The organism is Psychrobacter sp. H27 (assembly GCF_059072655.1).
Genome location: NZ_JCACRX010000001.1, coordinates 1343017 through 1360184, shown reverse-complemented (window position 1 = coordinate 1360184; position 17168 = coordinate 1343017). Strand labels below are relative to the sequence as shown.

Below are 17168 nucleotides of genomic sequence, written 5' to 3'. Positions count from 1 at the left end.
GTACTGTATACAAGCCAATGATTTCCTCTATACTATGCGGGCTTTTGCCATGTCATTATTTTTGATTAGTGGCATCGTAGCAGCAAGATAAACTCTTCATATAAATAAAGCAAAGATAGGCAGGCGTTCATGAAAACACCGCAGATATTGATGATGGCAGCTGGTACTGGCGGGCATGTTTTTCCAGCGCTTGCAGTAAGTGATGAGTTGACCCGTCGCGGCGCGGTGATTCATTGGTTAGGAACCCCAAATGGCATGGAGAATGGTTTGGTTGAACCGACAGGTTATCCTTTTCATGCCATCAATATGCAGGGACTACGCGGTAAAGGCGTTGGCCGACTATTAAAGCTACCTGTCACTCTGCTATCAGCGACGATGGCTGCTGTAAAAATAATTCGCAGTAATCAAATCGACGTGGTTGTTGGGTTCGGTGGTTATGTGAGTGCGCCGGGTGGTCTGGCTGCACGCCTGACCAATACACCGCTGATTATTCATGAACAAAACGCTATTGCTGGTATGAGCAATCGCTACCTGTCTAAGCTGTCTGCAAAGACACTGCAAGCCTTTGAGAATACCTTTGCCAATAGTGAGCAGGATACCAAGCTTGAAACTGTCGGTAACCCTGTGCGCAATGCCATCACTGGGGTTGCAGAACCGGTAGTACGCTACGATGTGACTGATAATGCACCGCTTAAACTATTAGTTGTGGGCGGCTCACTTGGTGCGCAAGTATTAAATGACACGGTACCAAAAGCGCTGGCTTTACTAGATAAGCCCTTCGAAGTCCTTCATCAATGTGGACGCAACAACGAAGCCGCCACGCAGGCGGCTTATAGCGAACAAGATTTAAGCAAGCATCAATTTACTGTACAGCCTTTTATCAATGATATGGCCGCAGCCTACAACTGGGCAGATGTCATCGTTTGCCGTGCTGGTGCATTGACAGTGACCGAAATCCAAAATGTCGGTATTGCCGCTATCTTTGTACCATTGCCGCATGCCGTTGATGACCATCAAACGGCGAATGCTCGCACGTTGACCTCACACGATGCGGCAATCCTATTACCGCAGTCTGAGCTGACCGCGGCGCGTTTGCATGATGAGCTTGCGGTACTCAATCGCGACAACTGCCTAACAATGGCAAAAAAGGGTCATGCCTTAGCCAATCGTAGCGCAAGTCAGCAAGTCGCTGATATTATTTGGCAAGCGCTATAGTTTACGCCTTGCCACTCGTTATTTTTCATTTACCACCTTCTACTGTTCTTTAATTTTTATTATCCTTTAATAAAGAGAAAATTTTATGTCTACCTCTGCCAAAGCCTTACCTAAGCGTTTGATTGAAATACCAGAAATGCGCCGTATTCAGCATTTACATTTTATTGGTATTGGTGGCTCAGGTATGTGCGGTATCGCTGAGGTAATGAACAACCAAGGCTATCAAGTCAGTGGTTCTGATATTGCAGAGAGTCTAGTTACTAAGCGTCTACAGCAGATTGGTATCAAGATATCAATTGGCCATGATTCCAAAAACATCGCCAACGCTGATGTGATTGTCGTGTCATCAGCAATTGATCGCAGTAACCCTGAAGTGAAGGCAGCGCTTGAAGCGCGTCTACCGGTAGTACGCCGCGCCGATATGCTTGGTGAGCTGATGCGTTATCGTCATGGTATTGCTGTTGCAGGCGCTCATGGTAAAACGACAACGACTAGTCTATTGACTACGATGATGGCAGAAGGGCAGTTAGATCCTACTTATGTGATTGGCGGTAAGTTAAATGCGTCTGGTAAGAATGCAGCGTTAGGTAGCAGCCGTTTCTTGGTAGCAGAAGCAGATGAGTCTGATGCGTCATTTTTATCATTGCGCCCGATGGCCGCGATCGTGACTAACATCGACCAAGACCATATGGAAACTTATGAAAACAGCTTTGATAAACTAAAAGCCGCCTATATTCAGTTTTTGCAGAACATGCCATTTTATGGCTTAGCAGTGGTATGTGGTGATGATCCTGAGTTGTATGCAATGATCGATGATATTGGTCGCCCAGTGTTGACCTTTGGACTTGAGCCCTTTAACGACGTACAAGCCATCGATTTGGTAACTGAAGGTACCAAAACACATTTTACTGTATTGCGCCGTGACCGTGAGCCGCTGCGTTTGACGCTGAATATTCCTGGTACGCACAACGTCTACAACGCGCTTGCTGCTATCACGATGGCAACCGATGAAGGGGTAGATGATGCAGCGATTGAGCGTGCGCTACAGAAATTTGAAGGGGTAGGGCGTCGCTTTGAACAGCATGCTTCTGTGGATATCGATGATGGCAATGTCTTATTGATTGATGATTATGGTCATCACCCAAAAGAAGTCGACGCCACTATCAAAGCCGCGCGCCAAAGCTTCCCTGATCGTCGTTTGGTTATGCTGTTCCAGCCACATCGTTATAGCCGTACTCGCGATTGCTACGATGATTTTGTTGATGTGTTATCAAGTGTAGACGAGCTACTACTATTGGATGTTTATTCAGCAGGTGAGAGTCCGATCACAGGCGCTGATACCAAATCATTAGCACGCAGTATTCGTCTGCGCGGTGAAGTTGAGCCAACGATTATTGACAAAGACAATCTAGCTCCTGTTATGCAGCGTTTATTAAAAGCCAATGATATGCTCATCACGCAAGGTGCAGGTAACGTGGGACAGATTGCTGTCGACTTGGCTGCCAATAACCTTTATATCAAGTAAGCTAAAATTTAGGAGCTGTCCTCATGACGACTAATAATAAAGACAATACAAGCAATCAGAACCAAGCCATTACCAATCCAGAGATGGCAATGGCCGCAGCTGCACAAGTAAAACAAGATAACGTTGATACTACGTCAAACAAAACAGACAACGTAACCTCTGTCAGTACGATAACCAGTCATGTAAAAGACGCGAAGCAGTTCGGAAAGGTTGCCGTCGTTTATGGTGGCAGTAGCAATGAGCGTAGTGTGTCTTTGGATAGTGGCGCTGCTGTCTTGCAAGCACTTCAAAATCAAGGCGTCGATGCAACTCACTTTGATCCAAAGCATCAAGATATCACAGAATTACGTGAGTACGATCGCGTGTTCAACGTCTTACATGGTCGCGGCGGTGAAGACGGTTTATTACAAGGTGTACTGCAGTGGTTTGACATACCGCAGACCGGCTCAGGTATTTTGGCATCAGCATTGGGCATGGATAAAGTCCGTACCAAGCAGCTATGGCAAGGTTGCGGTTTATCGACAGCCCCTTTTTCATTATTGACGGCCGATACGGATTGGCAGCAAGTGGTTAACATGCTGGGTCTACCACTTATCATCAAACCCGTTCATGAAGGCTCAAGTATTGGTATGACAAAGGTCAACCATTTAGATGAGTTGCCTGCTGCTTATGCTACCGCAGTACAGTGCGGTGATGCTGTAATGGCTGAACGCTGGATTACAGGTCGTGAATTTACGATTGTGATTATTGATGACGAAGCTTATCCTGTCATCCGCCTTGAGCCTGCCGACATTACCAACTTCTATGATTTTGAAGCAAAGTACAATCGCAATGATACCAGCTACTATATTCCTTGCGGATTGACTGCTGCCGACGAAAAGCATCTACAAGATTTAAGTCTTGCTGCATTTCGTGCAGTGGATGCAAAAGGTTGGGGGCGTATTGATGCCATGCAAGATGAAGCAGGCAATTTCTGGCTACTAGAGATTAACACAGTGCCTGGTATGACTAGCCATAGCTTGGTCCCGATGGCAGCCAAAGCACGCGGCATGGACTTTGATACATTGTGCTGGCACATACTATCGCAGACAGTATAGTTATTCGCTGTTTAATTCATTTGCGGTTCTATAGTTAGTTGTAGTTATATAGTCGTGTTTTTATCCCATACTACTAACCGTTATTAGCGTGTTCAACGTGTTGCTAAAGCTGCTATATCATAGCTTCATGTAAACTTGTGTAAATTCAAGGCTGCTAACGAGTGTTAGGCTATTGTTTGACTATGAAATACGTTAATATTGCAAGAATGGGTTTAGTTTAATAATATTTATCTCTGTGATAGAGATAACTCATAAGTTATTCATAACCTAAGAAAAATGTTACGTTTAAATAAGAATAATTGCAGTGTACGAGTCGTTTTATTGACAGACTTTGATAATATATCGAATGAATAGGCTTCTGCAAAGTGTATGCAGATTTATATCAATAATGAGCATGATCAGTTTTATGCAAATATAGGGACAAAGGTCGTTATGGCTCAAACTGTCAACGAGGTAACTGACTTGATGAGTGATAAAGCCGGTCGCCCAGTATCTAAAATCCAGATACCGAATTCGGTCAAATATCTTTTTATGATATTGGTAATAGGATTGCTAGTACTGATATTGATAATGGGTGGCAAAGCACTGCGTGATGCACCGCCAGCTGAGATTCATGTCAGTAACCAAGGATTGTCTAGCGCCCAATATAACTCGTTGCAAACGGTGATGGATCAGCAAAAGGTCAGTAGTTTTTTTACTTCCGATCTACAAGCGTTGCGAGATATCACGACGGGTTTGGCCTGGGTTGATCAAGTGAGTATCTCTCGTGACTGGCAACGCGGTATTGTTGTTACCGCTTTACCGAAGCAAGCGGTCGCCAACTTTGGTACAGAACGTCTGGTCGATGCAAAGGGCGCTGTTTTTGTTCCCGCTGATAGTAACGATTTGACTCAGGAACGTTTTGCTACCTTACAAGGTGAGATGACTCAAGCACCAGTTATTATGCAACAAATGCAGCAGGTCAACGATTGGTATACACCACTTGATATGCAAGTTGCCGATATTATCTTATCACCAAGAATGACGTGGTTGATTCGTTTTGATAATGGCTTACGCGTTATTGTTGATAATGAAAACACGGCGCAGAAGTTACTGAATCTAAGCCAGCTACTTGGCAATCAGTTAAGCGGACGCCGTGATGAGATACAGTCTGTAGATTTACGTTATAAAAACGGCTTTACCATAGCTTGGGATATGTCAGCATCACCTGTTGAGGAATTAGAACAGCCACAGTAGCACTAAGCAAAGCAGCATAGTCAATGAGTGGTCATGACCTGATTTGAAACTATTTGGCTTAAACGAATAATATATGTACAACATCATAGCGTGTTAATAACGCTTTTTTTAACGATTCAACAGGAGGACATTGTATGTGCTCCTGTCTAGCGATAATTTGTCTGGTACCATGAAAAATAATGAAAATCTGGTTGTTGTCCATTTAAGTGCCACGGCAGTATATGTCGTTATTGGCAATGTTGTCTCTGCAAAAGACATTCGTATTTTGGGCGTGGGGAAAGTTAAGAACAGCGATTTTTATCAAGGGCAAATAAAGCATCGTGAACGTCTACAAGGTGCTATCAAGCAAGCTATCCAAGAAGCTGAAGATACTGCTAACTGCCGCGTGCATAGTGTGTGGTTAACCCTAGCGACTCCCGAACTGTCTAGTAAAAACAGCGCAGGGGAAGTTAGGGTAGAAGATGAAGTCGTGCGAGCCAATGATATGGTACAGGCATTGTCTAATGCCAAATCACGCGATCTACCATCTGATTACTACCTTATGCATTGTTGCCAGCAAGGTATCTACGTCGACGATCAAGATTTTATGGTCGATGACGTCATTGAGATGATGGCACACAACATTACTGTGATGTATCACATGATGATGATGCCAGTCGCTAGCCGCCAAAATATCCAAAAATTATTGCAAAGTTGCGACGTCGGTATCGATCATATTGTGTTCGACGCGGTGACCAGTGCCGAATATAGTTTGATGAGTGAAGAGCGTCAGCAAGGCGTGTGCTTGGTGGATATTGGTGCCAGCACGACCAGTATCTGCGTTTATAAAGAAAATAAATTAATCTTTACCCATTGTATTGCTACTGGCAGTCACGAAGTAACGATGGATATCTCAGCTGATTTTGGCATATCGATGATCGAAGCTGAGCGGTTGAAAAAATCTCACGGAACTGCTGACGCTACCAGCGTTGACCCCAGCGCTTTCTTCTTGTTTAAGCCGCAAGGGTCTAGTGATGAAATCAATATCGGTATCTATAATCTAGCACGCATTATCGAAGCACGTTATGTGCAGATATTTACAGAAGTGGCCCGTCAGTTACATGAAGCGGGTTTGATAGGCTATATAGATAAGGGCATCGTACTAACGGGTGGCGGTAGTACAATCAAAGGCATGATACCTTTTGCCAAAAGACTGCTAAAAATGCCAGTCGTATTGACCAATACTCATCCTGCTATCAGTGCCTATAACCATTTTGATAATGATGAATCATTCAAGCAGCTTAATAGTCAGGTGAACGACCGTGCTTATCAAACGGCTTTTGGTACACTACTATATAGTCAAAGCGAGCAGTTTCGCCGCAGTGAAAAAAGCGAGCCTGATACGATCCAAAAAAATCGAGTCACAGGTGTCTTTCAAAGCGCAGGGCAACGCTTCGCTAACGTGTTGAAAAAAATACTATAGTAGTGTGCTTTGCAGTCCTGTTTTTATGAGTTATTTAATGTCTAAGCAGCCCACAAGACACTAATGAGTAATTTGAGAAAAATTGAAATAATATTGATAACAATACGCTAAGCAAGAAAAGTAATACCTTTAGGTAATGACATATTATTGTCTATGCTGAACTATTTGATCTATAGCCCTGTTTTATTTAAATACATTTATATATAGTATGTCGATAGCGCGCCATATGAGTGCGTCAATACGTATCGACCTATACGCTATCTGCAACTGGAGAATCTTTTTTATGTCAAAATACACCATGCCAGATGATAATCAGCTTCAAAACAACGGCCAAGCGAGCTTCACTGTATTCGGTGTTGGCGGCGGCGGCGGTAATGCAGTTGAACATATGGTACAACAAGGAATTAGAGGTGTAACGTTCGTCTGTGCTAATACAGATAAGCAAGCGCTAGATCGTCTAACTGCACCGCACAAGCTACAGCTTGGTGCCAAAACAAACCGTGGTCTAGGTGCAGGGGCAAATCCAGAAGTGGGTCGTGAAGCTGCCGAAAGTGAAGAAGAATCTATCCGCGCATTGCTCGAACATTCAGATATGGTGTTCATCACCGCTGGTATGGGCGGCGGTACAGGTACAGGTGCAGCGCCCGTTGTTGCACGTATTGCAAAAGAAATGGAAGTGTTGACAGTGGCTGTCGTAACCACACCATTTAAGTTTGAAGGCGGTAAGCGCATCAAAGCTGCTAAAGCAGGTATCGAGCAGCTCACTAATTTCGTTGATTCAATTATCACCATTCCAAATGATAAGTTGATGAGTGTGTACGGTAACATCTCTATGCAAGATGCCTTCAAAAAAGCAGATGATGTGTTGTTGCATGCTGTGCAAGGTATTGCAGAGACGATTGCTAGCGAAGGTATGATTAATATTGACTTTAACGACATTCGCACAGCAATGACTGCTAAAGGTCATGCAATGATGGGTATCGGCCGCGCTAGCGGTGATGATCGTGCCCGTCAAGCCACTGAAAAAGCCATTAGATCACCATTACTTGACGATTTACGTCTAGAAAATGCCAAAGGCCTACTGGTTAACGTCATTTCTTCTGAATCGTTATCATTGGATGAGATGAGCAAAATTAGTATCATCGTTGAAGAAATTACTGACATTGATGACGCTCATATTTTCTATGGTTCTGTGATTGATGAAAAAATGGGTGATGACTTGCATGTCACAGTCATTGCAACAGGTTTGACTCTGGATGAAAATGCAGGTCAAGAGCCAGAAGTGGTTGAGCAGCCGGTACCTTCTGTAAATAGCACACAGCCTGTCGATCCTAATGTGCATACCAGTGCATTGAACAGCCAGAAGCATTCGCAAGCTCAGATGCATCAGGACACTGCTCCGCGTCCAAGTACGCCTCAAGAGCAAACAAAGACAAAGACCAATAGTATCCAAGACTATCTGAAGCGCCAACAAAACAAATAGCCCTAACCCCATACAAAGAAGCCAGCATCTAAATGCTGGCTTTTTTATGTCTATAGATCAGGACTCGTATATAAGGGAACGATAATAAAGGTTGTACTACGATGAAATGTTTCAAACTATAAAAGTATGTCCAAAAACTACTGTCTAAATCCTTAAATTGCACATAAAAGTTATAGGAATAGAGCCACAACAAGGATAGTAATAGGGACGATAAGTGTTATCAATCAAGGAGATAAGGAAATTAACGCTTTTTATTTGTAGCGAATTAGGCGTAGGTAATGGTACACTATGTCAATTGTAACAAAATATGTGAGAAAACAGCCATGAACCAAAGAACCATAAAAACAGCGATAGCCGTTACAGGTACTGGTCTACATAGTGGTCAGCCTGTTGACTTAGAGTTCCATCCACAGCCGGTTGATACTGGTATTGTTTTCGAGCGCTCCGATATTGTAGGTAGCGAGCCTATCCCAGCAAATGCATTTTTGGTACACGATACTATGATGTCCTCGAATCTAGTATTCGGTGGGACGCGAGTAGGTACCGTCGAGCACTTGCTTAGCGCGATTGCTGGACTTGGGGTAGATAATTTACTCGTTCGTGTTTCTGCCTCTGAGATACCTATCATGGATGGCAGTGCAGCGCCTTTTGTTGCTTTATTACTTGATGCAGGGTTTTGTGAGCAAGAAGCTTCAAAGAAGTTTATCAAAATCATCCGTCCAGTCCGCGTAAAAGTAGATGATAAGTGGGCAGAGCTGCGCCCTTATGACGGGTTTGAATTGAATTTTGAGATTGACTTTGATCATCCTGCTATCGATAAAAACTTTCAACACGCACAGCTACAGTTTTCTACACAGAACTTCATTGAGCAATTGAGTGAAGCCCGTACTTTTGGATTTTTGCGTGATATAGAAGCCATGCGCCAAAACAATCTGGCTCTAGGTGGCAGTATGGACAATGCTATCGTCATTGATGACATGAATATTCTTAACGAAGAGGGTCTACGTTTTAACGACGAGTTTGTTCGTCACAAGATTTTAGATGCATTAGGGGACTTATATTTGATTGGTTATCCGATTATAGGACGTTTTAGTGCCTATAAGTCTGGTCATGCATTAAACAATTTGCTAGTACGTGAGATATTATCTGATGAAGATAACTTTGAAATTGTAACTTTTGATGACAATGTAACATGCCCAATAGAGTATTTACCGCTGAATGGTTTAGCGGTTGAAGGATAAATACAGGAATATACACGAAGTATCGAAACATTTACGTAATATTACATAGTGACGTTATGATTACATTAATATAATATGTCATATTTTGAATATATAGTCTAGGTAATTTTTTAGTTTTCTGTCTAAGGCACTGTATACAAAAGCTGTAGGCAAATAAAGAATCATCTGTTGGTTCCATTTTAGATATAAGTGGAACTGGCAGATGATTTTTTTTGTGTAATAGATTACAAAAACCCAGCGTTATCCATGCCATTATGCATTTTTGTTTACATAACTTTACATTGCAATATTTATATTTTTACTCATTTATCAAACGCAAAAGCGCTTTTTTGAGGTTTTTATCAGTGGTGACATGCTCCGCAGCCTGTGATATAGTCCTTCTTGTGTTTTGGCTAAGAGCCTGATTTTCATTGGCTTTACAAGGTTTTGATAAGGTTGCTGATAACACTGATGATTGTTTAGATGAACTATTATCAGTAGATATTTTAGCTACTACAACGCGGATTTGCTTGAGTTGTTTAAATGTAATTGACTGCTCTGTTAACACTTGCAAATAAGCGTTTTGTAAATAGCGAATATGATTGGCCGCTGTCATTGAGCCTACACTGAGTATTAATTGCTCAGAGGTTAAGCCTACGACCCAACAGGTATTGAGGATTTCCTCAGGTAGACAGTCTACCAGCAGCTCTTTTACCTCATTGGTCGCCTCTATATACAGCCGCATGTTATCAGCAAGAGTTTGAGGTAGTGCGCTACCAGCGAAAGCTTGATGATCTATAAGCTGGGCAAGCCGATTAGGCTGTTTTTTTGACATCGTAATGACTCATCTATTAGGTGACAAATTCGATATTCAGAACAGACATGCTAGAAGCAGTATATAGCATAGGGTTTATGAGACAGTTGACTAAGCAAGGTACTGGTATTAGTCACTATAAAAGAACGAGCTGTTGTGATCAGGATTTTATCACGTTTATCTGATAATTATATCCTCTAAATTAATCGATGCTTTGTCACGGATGACGAGCAGACTTGTATTAACAATAGGTAGTAAATTTATGAAACAAGCTTTATTAATTTTGTCAGTATTGGGAATGGGCATAGCACAGACGAGTGGTGCTGCCGAAACAACCTTTCAACCAAATAATACCTTGAGTCATACCATCACAAATATCTCTACTTCTGCGAACTACGGTTCTAGTCGCAACATCTATAGCACTAATAGCGGTGCTCATGTATATAGCAACGATGAGATCAGTCAAGCCATTGACAACCTAAGTGCTCATGCTAAACAGAAAGAATATCAGCTTGCCTCATTGACGAGTCGTTTGTCTTACGAGCAGCGTCAGCAGCAAGCGAGTCGCGTTCCTGATCGCAACTCTGCTCCTGCTATCGCAGCGGCAAATGCTTCACGAGTAGCCCTATCTAGAAGCTCTGGCTATTGTGCTCGCTATGTACGTAAAGCATTACAGTCAGCAGGCTATGAGTTTACGCCGAATCCTTCAGCATATCAGTATGCCTCTCGTGGCACGCTAGCCCAAGCAGGATTTACCAAAATCAGTAATGATATGGCACCTCAAGTTGGCGATGTGGTTGTCTACAACCGTACGTCAAGTCGTCCGCATGGTCATATTCAGATTTTTGATGGTAACGACTGGGTATCTGATTTCCGTCAAAACAGCATCAGCCCATACAGCGGTAATTATAGCTACACGACATGGCGTGATTCGCAGTATGTCGATGACGCATCTAACCGTGGTATCTACCTTGCGATGGCTGATAAATAAATATCGGTTAAACAGATCTAAAGTTTTCTCCAAACTCAGTAATGCTCTTTATGACATTGCTGAGTTTTTTTGTGCTTTAAACAAAGATATTAAGAATAAGGGTATTTGAGTGAGTACAACCCATAGCATCACGTTAAAGCTCAAATGTTGACCAATAGTCATGGTTATGAAAATCAGGTGGAGAGGCGTGCTGAGAGGCAAAATATAAACTGCGCTCACCAAACTGCAAAATAACACAAGGATGTATCTGCTCAACGGTTATATTGGCAACGCTGTATTTATGGTTAGGTAATTCAGTTATAGGAATAGAAAAGCGACGTTCATATTGATAAGACGAATTTACTAGTGATAGCTCGCTCTTTATAGATGTTTCTGGCTGACTGACACTATCAGACCAGTTGATAGCTACGCGTGTGAGTCCGTCAGTATCGTATAGCGGTGTTGGTGGTAAGGTAGCAGGGTTACGATAGCCTTTAAACTTATAGAGTGCATAGCGACCATCAGGACTGGCATTGACTTCAATATAAGGCGCTGTTTGCTGACGTATCGTTGACTCTTTACCACTGATGGTGCGGCCAGTGATAAAACACTCAAGGCAGGTCTCTTCCCATAGATAATCAGTAAATTTTACTCGGGATTGCTGCCAAACTGGCCACGCCAATTGACTCGCTAATACGTGACTTGCTAATACGTGACTGGGTAAGGTGATTTGATAGGTTAACCGTAATTGTAATGCGGGCTGCTTGATAATATCAGCGATTACTTTGATATCGATACGCTGCAGATCATCAGTAGTTACGCCTAGCAGCTGTGCATCTTGCTCTAATGACTCTGTCGCTATACAGAGAGTAAAAGATTGATTCATTGTCTATAAAACTCGATAGTAATTATAAAAGAGTAATGAAAATGACGGCTACTAAGCATTAGTATCAGGTGCCAATTAAGTCTTCAGCTACCAGGCAATATAAAAGCCGCGAGCAAGATGCATCGCGGCTTTTATATTTGCTGTCATTATTTAGAGCGTATTTTGATATTTTCAAAATGAGAACACACCCTAGTTATCAGCTCATCATCTTATTGCGCATGACGTGCTAGGTTAGACAGTTTTGGGTTTGCGTTTGGGTTTTGACGTAGCAGCAGTGCCATACGGCCAATAGAGTGAACCAAAGACGCATTGGCCGCTTTGGCGAGCTGAGCACCAACGACGTCACGTTCTTCTTTGGTACCAGCAGGCAGTTTTACTTTGATAAGTTCATGATCTGATAAAGCGCGATCAATCTCTTCAGTAATGGTCGGTGTGATACCTTTGTTGCCAATCATAACGATAGGCTTTAGCTCGTGACCGATGCCTTTTAAGCGTTTGATAGTAGCGTTATCGAGTTGCATAGAATTCCTAGGTGTTGGTAAAAATAAAAAGGGTACAGTCAGAAACAGTTATTGATCATTATAGATAATCTGAGACCGTCTTGCATGAGATCCGCAGGATTTTGCACGATTTTACGTGACGGAAATGTTAAACTGAATGTTTTGTTATATTATAAACGCTACTGCCCTATAAAACAGTGTTTTAACCAATAGAATTTAGTCAGTTTGTGACCAATCATGAATAAATGGCTTAATCGATGATACATTTAAAATAATCAACGTCTTATTGAGTTTAGATTGCTAGTCATAGCGTAATTGAAAAGAGTATATTTAAGTTTGCCAAGTCATAGGAGCAGGTATTTTGGCCACGCGTATCGAAAACAAAAAACTGTCAAAGAGCAGCAGTGCTTGGATGAAAGAACATATCGACGATCATTATGTACAGAAAGCGCAAAAAGATGGCTACCGTGCCCGTGCAGCTTATAAGTTGTTAGAGATTAATGAAAAAACGAGTTTGATTAAAAAAGGCATGACGGTCGTAGATTTGGGAAGTGCTCCTGGTAGTTGGTCTCAAGTAGCTGGTCAACTGGTCGGAGACAATGGCATTTTGATTGCGTCTGACATTTTACCGATGGATACTTTACCTGATGTCACCTTTATTCAGGGTGATTTCCGTGAAGCTGAAGTATTTGATGCCATTATGGCAGAAGTAGGTGACAGGCAAGTCGATGTGGTGCTGTCTGATATGGCACCCAATACGGCTGGGAACAGTGCTATTGATCAGCCACGTATGATGTATCTGTGCGAGCTGGCAGTTGACTTTGCTTTATCAACCTTACCAGAAGGTGGCGCACTTATTATGAAAGTGTTTCAGGGTCAAGGTACCCAAGAATTACGCAAGCAGATGCAGCAGGATTTTAGTAAGATTCGTAGTATAAAGCCAGGGGCTTCGCGACCGCGATCAAAAGAGATGTTTTGGATAGCGATTAAATAGTTTTAACATCAATAAGTTGCAGATCTTGTAAGCAAGATAATAAGGCACCATAAAGTAGTGCTATCGCAATATTAAAACTGTGACAATCGTTCAACGAATAATCGCAAAACCTGCTTGAATTATGCGGGTTAGCACCATATATCATGGTATATTACCTTTGTTTTTAGCATACGTTTTAGGCAAAGTCGTCTGATGACAAGCGTTTTATAAGCTCATTAACGATATATCTATGTTTTTCTATACTGATTGCTTGCCAAAAAAGCCTTTCTGCTATTTTTGGATCACGCTATTTTGAGCAAGTGTTTTTAGTATTGAAATATTTATCAAAAATGAGTAACACGTTTATAGACGTCACGTGTTTAGTAAACACACCAATAAGTAAGGGATGGGAATAACTAGTGAGCGACATGGTAAAAAATACCTTATTGTGGCTGGTGGTAATCGGCGTTTTGGTACTGGTGTTTAGCGGCTTTGATCAGTCTTCTGAGCCGGATAACCTTAACTACTCTGAGTTTGTGACCGCTGTGTCAGAAAACCAAGTAGCCAGTGTTGAGATCGATGGCGAACAGATCACCGGCGAAAAGAAAAATGGTTCATCTTTTGAGACCATTAGACCAGCTGTGTCAGATGACCAGCTAATGCCAATGCTACGTGAGAACCAAGTCGAAGTTCAAGGAACGGCACCAAAGCGCCAAAGCGTACTGATGCAGCTACTGATAGCCAGTTTCCCAATTTTACTGATTATTGGTCTGTTCTTATTCTTTATGCGTAATATGCAAGGCGGCGCTGGTGGTAAAGGCGGCGGTCCGATGAGCTTTGGTAAGTCAAAAGCGAAAATGCTGACTGAAGATCAAATCAACGTGAACTTCGAAGACGTGGCTGGTTGTGAAGAGGCCAAAGAAGAAGTCGTTGAAGTGGTCGATTTCTTACGCGATCCAGATAAATTTACTAAACTTGGTGCGACGATTCCCCGTGGTATCTTGATGGTAGGTCCGCCGGGTACTGGTAAGACATTGCTAGCTCGCGCCATTGCTGGTGAAGCTAAAGTACCGTTCTTTTCAATCTCAGGGTCTGACTTTGTAGAGATGTTCGTAGGTGTTGGTGCATCACGTGTACGTGACATGTTCGAACAAGCAAAGAAAAGCGCACCTTGTATCATCTTTATCGATGAGATTGATGCAGTTGGTCGTCATCGTGGCTCTGGCATGGGCGGTGGTAACGACGAGCGTGAGCAGACATTGAACCAGCTATTGGTTGAGATGGATGGTTTTGAAGGTAATGAAGGCGTTATCGTTATTGCTGCAACTAACCGTGCTGACGTACTTGATAAAGCGTTATTGCGTCCAGGTCGTTTTGACCGTCAGGTACAAGTAGGCTTGCCAGACATCAAAGGTCGTGAGCAAATCCTAAAAGTACATTTGAAGAAACTACCGAACACTATCAGTGTAGACGCCAGTTCTCTTGCTCGTGGTACACCGGGATTCAGTGGTGCACAGCTTGCCAACCTTGTAAACGAGGCGGCCTTGTTTGCCGCACGTCGTAACAAGACCAGCGTCGACATGAATGACTTTGAAGATGCAAAAGATAAGCTATACATGGGCCCTGAACGCAAATCTATGGTGATACGCGAAGAAGAGCGCCGTGCCACGGCTTATCATGAAGCGGGTCATGCTTTGGTTGCGGAGCTATTGCCAGGTACAGATCCTGTGCATAAAGTTACTATTATGCCGCGTGGTTTTGCCCTTGGTGTGACTTGGCAGCTGCCTGAACATGACCAAACCAGCATGTATAAATCAAAAATGCTAAGTGACATTGCTATTTTATTTGGTGGTCGTATCGCCGAGGAAGTCTTTATCAACCAGATGTCAACGGGCGCTTCAAATGACTTTGAACGTGCAACCAAAATGGCGCGTGCAATGGTAACGAAGTACGGTATGTCTGACGCACTTGGTATCATGGTTTATGAAGATGATGACAATTCACAAGGATACTTTGGTGGCGGTGGCCGTACGATCTCAGAAGCCACGCAGCAAAAGGTTGATGACGAAGTACGCCGTATGCTAGAAGAGCAATATGACATTGCTCGTGAATTGATTGAAGGTAACCAAGATAAAATGCATGCGATGGTTGATGCATTGATGAACTGGGAAACTATTGATCGTGATCAACTGCAGGACATTTTAGCAGGTGAAGATCCACGTCCACCTAGAGTGTATCAGCATAACGAAGTGAACTTGTCGAAGAACGATATCAAAACTACTGGGACTACGCCGCCACCACTACCAGCGATGTAAATGTAAGCTACTCTGTATTTGACAAAAAAGCCCTTTATGATAAAGGGCTTTTTTATTGTCATCATTTTATACAGGTTTTAGGACAGCATAAGATTTACTGGTATCATAAGCATAGACGAAAGCAGCTAAAAAAGATTATTAATTAGAGATCGGTCATGTCATTATTCCAGCCTTTGCCCAGCTATAAAATCACCAGTCGCGACAAAACACTGAATTTGTCGCAGCCTCATATCATGGGTATCCTCAACGTCACACCAGACTCATTTTCAGATGGTGGGCAATTTAACGGTGTAGATAAGGCTGTTGCGCATTGTCAGCAGATGATAGAAGAGGGCGCGACTATTATTGATATCGGCGGTGAGTCTACTCGTCCCCATGCAGACACTGTCGCGACTACTGAGGAGCTACAGCGAGTCGTGCCAGTGGTTCACGCAATTCGGCAGCACTGCGGTGATAGTATCTGGCTATCTATAGATACCAGTAATCCAAAGGTCATGCAGGCAGCCTTTGATGCTGGTGCTGATATTTGGAATGACGTCAGAGCACTAAAACGTACTGGTGCAGCAGAGTTGGCAGCGACTCTTGATATACCTGTTATGCTAATGCATATGCGCGGTGAGCCAACCACGATGAATAATCTGGCACAGTATGACGATGTGATAGGTGAGGTGAGTACAGAATTGACTGCTCGCATTCACGAAGTGATAAGCTCTGGTGTCAACAAAGATAAAATTATTATAGACCCAGGCTTTGGTTTTGCTAAAAATTACGAGCACCACTGTGCATTATTGAGTCAATTAAGCAAACTACAGGCGTTACAGTTACCCATGATGTTTGGCATTTCACGTAAACGCTTCTTAGCAGAAGTGTTGACTAACAGTAGCGCTCAAGCAATGCAAAGTACACAAGCCATAGAGCGAGATGCAATCGGTACGGCTGCTGGGATATTTGCGTTACAACAGGGAGCAAGTATCATCCGTACGCATAATGTAGGAATGATGCAGCAAGCAGTGGCATTGTGGAGTCAACTATCAGAATATCCTCACTAGCGTCACTTGATAAGCCGAGACGATGGATAAGGTGTGCTACTGTGAGAAATATTTATATGCTATATCTAAAATCTATCTCTTACTGACTATTGAACCGATTATTAAAAACCACTTAAAAAATGAGAGTATCTGTATGACCAATATTATCCAACCAGAACCAACCAATGAGCAGCGCCGTATTATCTACCAGGCTCGCCGCGGTTTAAAAGAATTAGATTTTTATATTGATCCTTATGTTAAAGAGCTGTACCTAACAGCAGACGCTACTGAGCAAGAGACCTTCGCTCAGATGCTCACGCATGAAGATCCTGACTTGCTCGATTATTTTACCAATCAGAATCGACCAGAAGAGGATGATATCTGGGCGTTAGTGAATAAAATAAAAACTTGGCGCCATACCAAAGATTTGGTGTAGAAGTAGCG

At 42.7% G+C, this 17168-nt stretch carries 15 protein-coding genes; 12 read left to right on the top strand and 3 right to left on the bottom strand.

Annotation, left to right across the window (positions count from 1 at the left end):
• The first annotated feature begins 129 nt into the window (after positions 1–129).
• The 7 genes from murG (at position 130) to lpxC (ending at position 9259) form a co-directional block, all read left to right on the top strand.
• Positions 130–1215 (top strand): undecaprenyldiphospho-muramoylpentapeptide beta-N-acetylglucosaminyltransferase, encoded by a 1086-nt coding sequence (murG, locus tag AC5JPY_RS05405; RefSeq protein WP_443525740.1) that lies wholly within the window; start codon positions 130–132, stop codon positions 1213–1215.
• A gap of 85 nt (positions 1216–1300) precedes the next feature.
• The gene (murC, locus tag AC5JPY_RS05400) at positions 1301–2740 is read left to right on the top strand and encodes a UDP-N-acetylmuramate--L-alanine ligase (RefSeq protein WP_443525741.1); all 1440 of its coding nucleotides are present in this window, start codon (positions 1301–1303) and stop codon (positions 2738–2740) included.
• Positions 2741–2763: 23 nt separating this feature from the next.
• Positions 2764–3837: a D-alanine--D-alanine ligase gene (locus AC5JPY_RS05395; RefSeq protein WP_443525742.1), complete on the top strand. Its 1074-nt coding sequence runs from the start codon at positions 2764–2766 to the stop codon at positions 3835–3837.
• A gap of 432 nt (positions 3838–4269) precedes the next feature.
• Complete coding sequence (locus AC5JPY_RS05390; protein ID WP_443525744.1) at positions 4270–5073, top strand: cell division protein FtsQ/DivIB; 804 nt, start codon at positions 4270–4272, stop codon at positions 5071–5073.
• A gap of 136 nt (positions 5074–5209) precedes the next feature.
• Positions 5210–6535: a cell division protein FtsA gene (gene ftsA, locus AC5JPY_RS05385; RefSeq protein ID WP_443525745.1), complete on the top strand. Its 1326-nt coding sequence runs from the start codon at positions 5210–5212 to the stop codon at positions 6533–6535.
• Between the two features lie 283 nt (positions 6536–6818).
• Positions 6819–8018, top strand: coding sequence for a cell division protein FtsZ (gene ftsZ / locus AC5JPY_RS05380; RefSeq protein WP_443525746.1), 1200 nt, complete (start codon positions 6819–6821; stop codon positions 8016–8018).
• 323 nt (positions 8019–8341) lie between these two features.
• The gene (lpxC, locus tag AC5JPY_RS05375; protein WP_443525747.1) at positions 8342–9259 is read left to right on the top strand and encodes a UDP-3-O-acyl-N-acetylglucosamine deacetylase; all 918 of its coding nucleotides are present in this window, start codon (positions 8342–8344) and stop codon (positions 9257–9259) included.
• A gap of 298 nt (positions 9260–9557) precedes the next feature.
• On the opposite strand, the gene AC5JPY_RS05370 is transcribed toward lpxC, so the two are convergent.
• Entirely contained in the window at positions 9558–10073 is a 516-nt protein-coding gene (locus tag AC5JPY_RS05370) for a hypothetical protein (RefSeq protein WP_443525749.1), read from the bottom strand.
• 241 nt (positions 10074–10314) lie between these two features.
• Between AC5JPY_RS05370 and AC5JPY_RS05365 the strand changes: the two genes are divergently transcribed.
• Complete coding sequence (locus AC5JPY_RS05365; protein WP_319051416.1) at positions 10315–11043, top strand: CHAP domain-containing protein; 729 nt, start codon at positions 10315–10317, stop codon at positions 11041–11043.
• Between the two features lie 133 nt (positions 11044–11176).
• On the opposite strand, the gene AC5JPY_RS05360 is transcribed toward AC5JPY_RS05365, so the two are convergent.
• Both AC5JPY_RS05360 and AC5JPY_RS05355 read right to left on the bottom strand, forming a co-directional pair.
• Positions 11177–11908: a DOMON domain-containing protein gene (locus tag AC5JPY_RS05360; protein WP_443525750.1), complete on the bottom strand. Its 732-nt coding sequence runs from the start codon at positions 11906–11908 to the stop codon at positions 11177–11179.
• A 209-nt stretch (positions 11909–12117) separates the two neighbouring features.
• Complete coding sequence (locus AC5JPY_RS05355; RefSeq protein ID WP_319051418.1) at positions 12118–12429, bottom strand: YhbY family RNA-binding protein; 312 nt, start codon at positions 12427–12429, stop codon at positions 12118–12120.
• A 340-nt stretch (positions 12430–12769) separates the two neighbouring features.
• On the opposite strand from AC5JPY_RS05355, the gene AC5JPY_RS05350 reads away from it, so the two are divergent.
• The 4 genes from AC5JPY_RS05350 (at position 12770) to AC5JPY_RS05335 (ending at position 17160) form a co-directional block, all read left to right on the top strand.
• Positions 12770–13402 (top strand): RlmE family RNA methyltransferase, encoded by a 633-nt coding sequence (locus AC5JPY_RS05350; RefSeq protein ID WP_319051419.1) that lies wholly within the window; start codon positions 12770–12772, stop codon positions 13400–13402.
• Positions 13403–13800: 398 nt separating this feature from the next.
• The gene (gene ftsH, locus AC5JPY_RS05345; RefSeq protein ID WP_443525752.1) at positions 13801–15696 is read left to right on the top strand and encodes an ATP-dependent zinc metalloprotease FtsH; all 1896 of its coding nucleotides are present in this window, start codon (positions 13801–13803) and stop codon (positions 15694–15696) included.
• Between the two features lie 155 nt (positions 15697–15851).
• Positions 15852–16745 (top strand): dihydropteroate synthase, encoded by an 894-nt coding sequence (gene folP / locus AC5JPY_RS05340; RefSeq protein WP_443525754.1) that lies wholly within the window; start codon positions 15852–15854, stop codon positions 16743–16745.
• Between the two features lie 133 nt (positions 16746–16878).
• Complete coding sequence (locus tag AC5JPY_RS05335) at positions 16879–17160, top strand: FAD assembly factor SdhE (protein WP_443525756.1); 282 nt, start codon at positions 16879–16881, stop codon at positions 17158–17160.
• Positions 17161–17168: the final 8 nt, after the last annotated feature.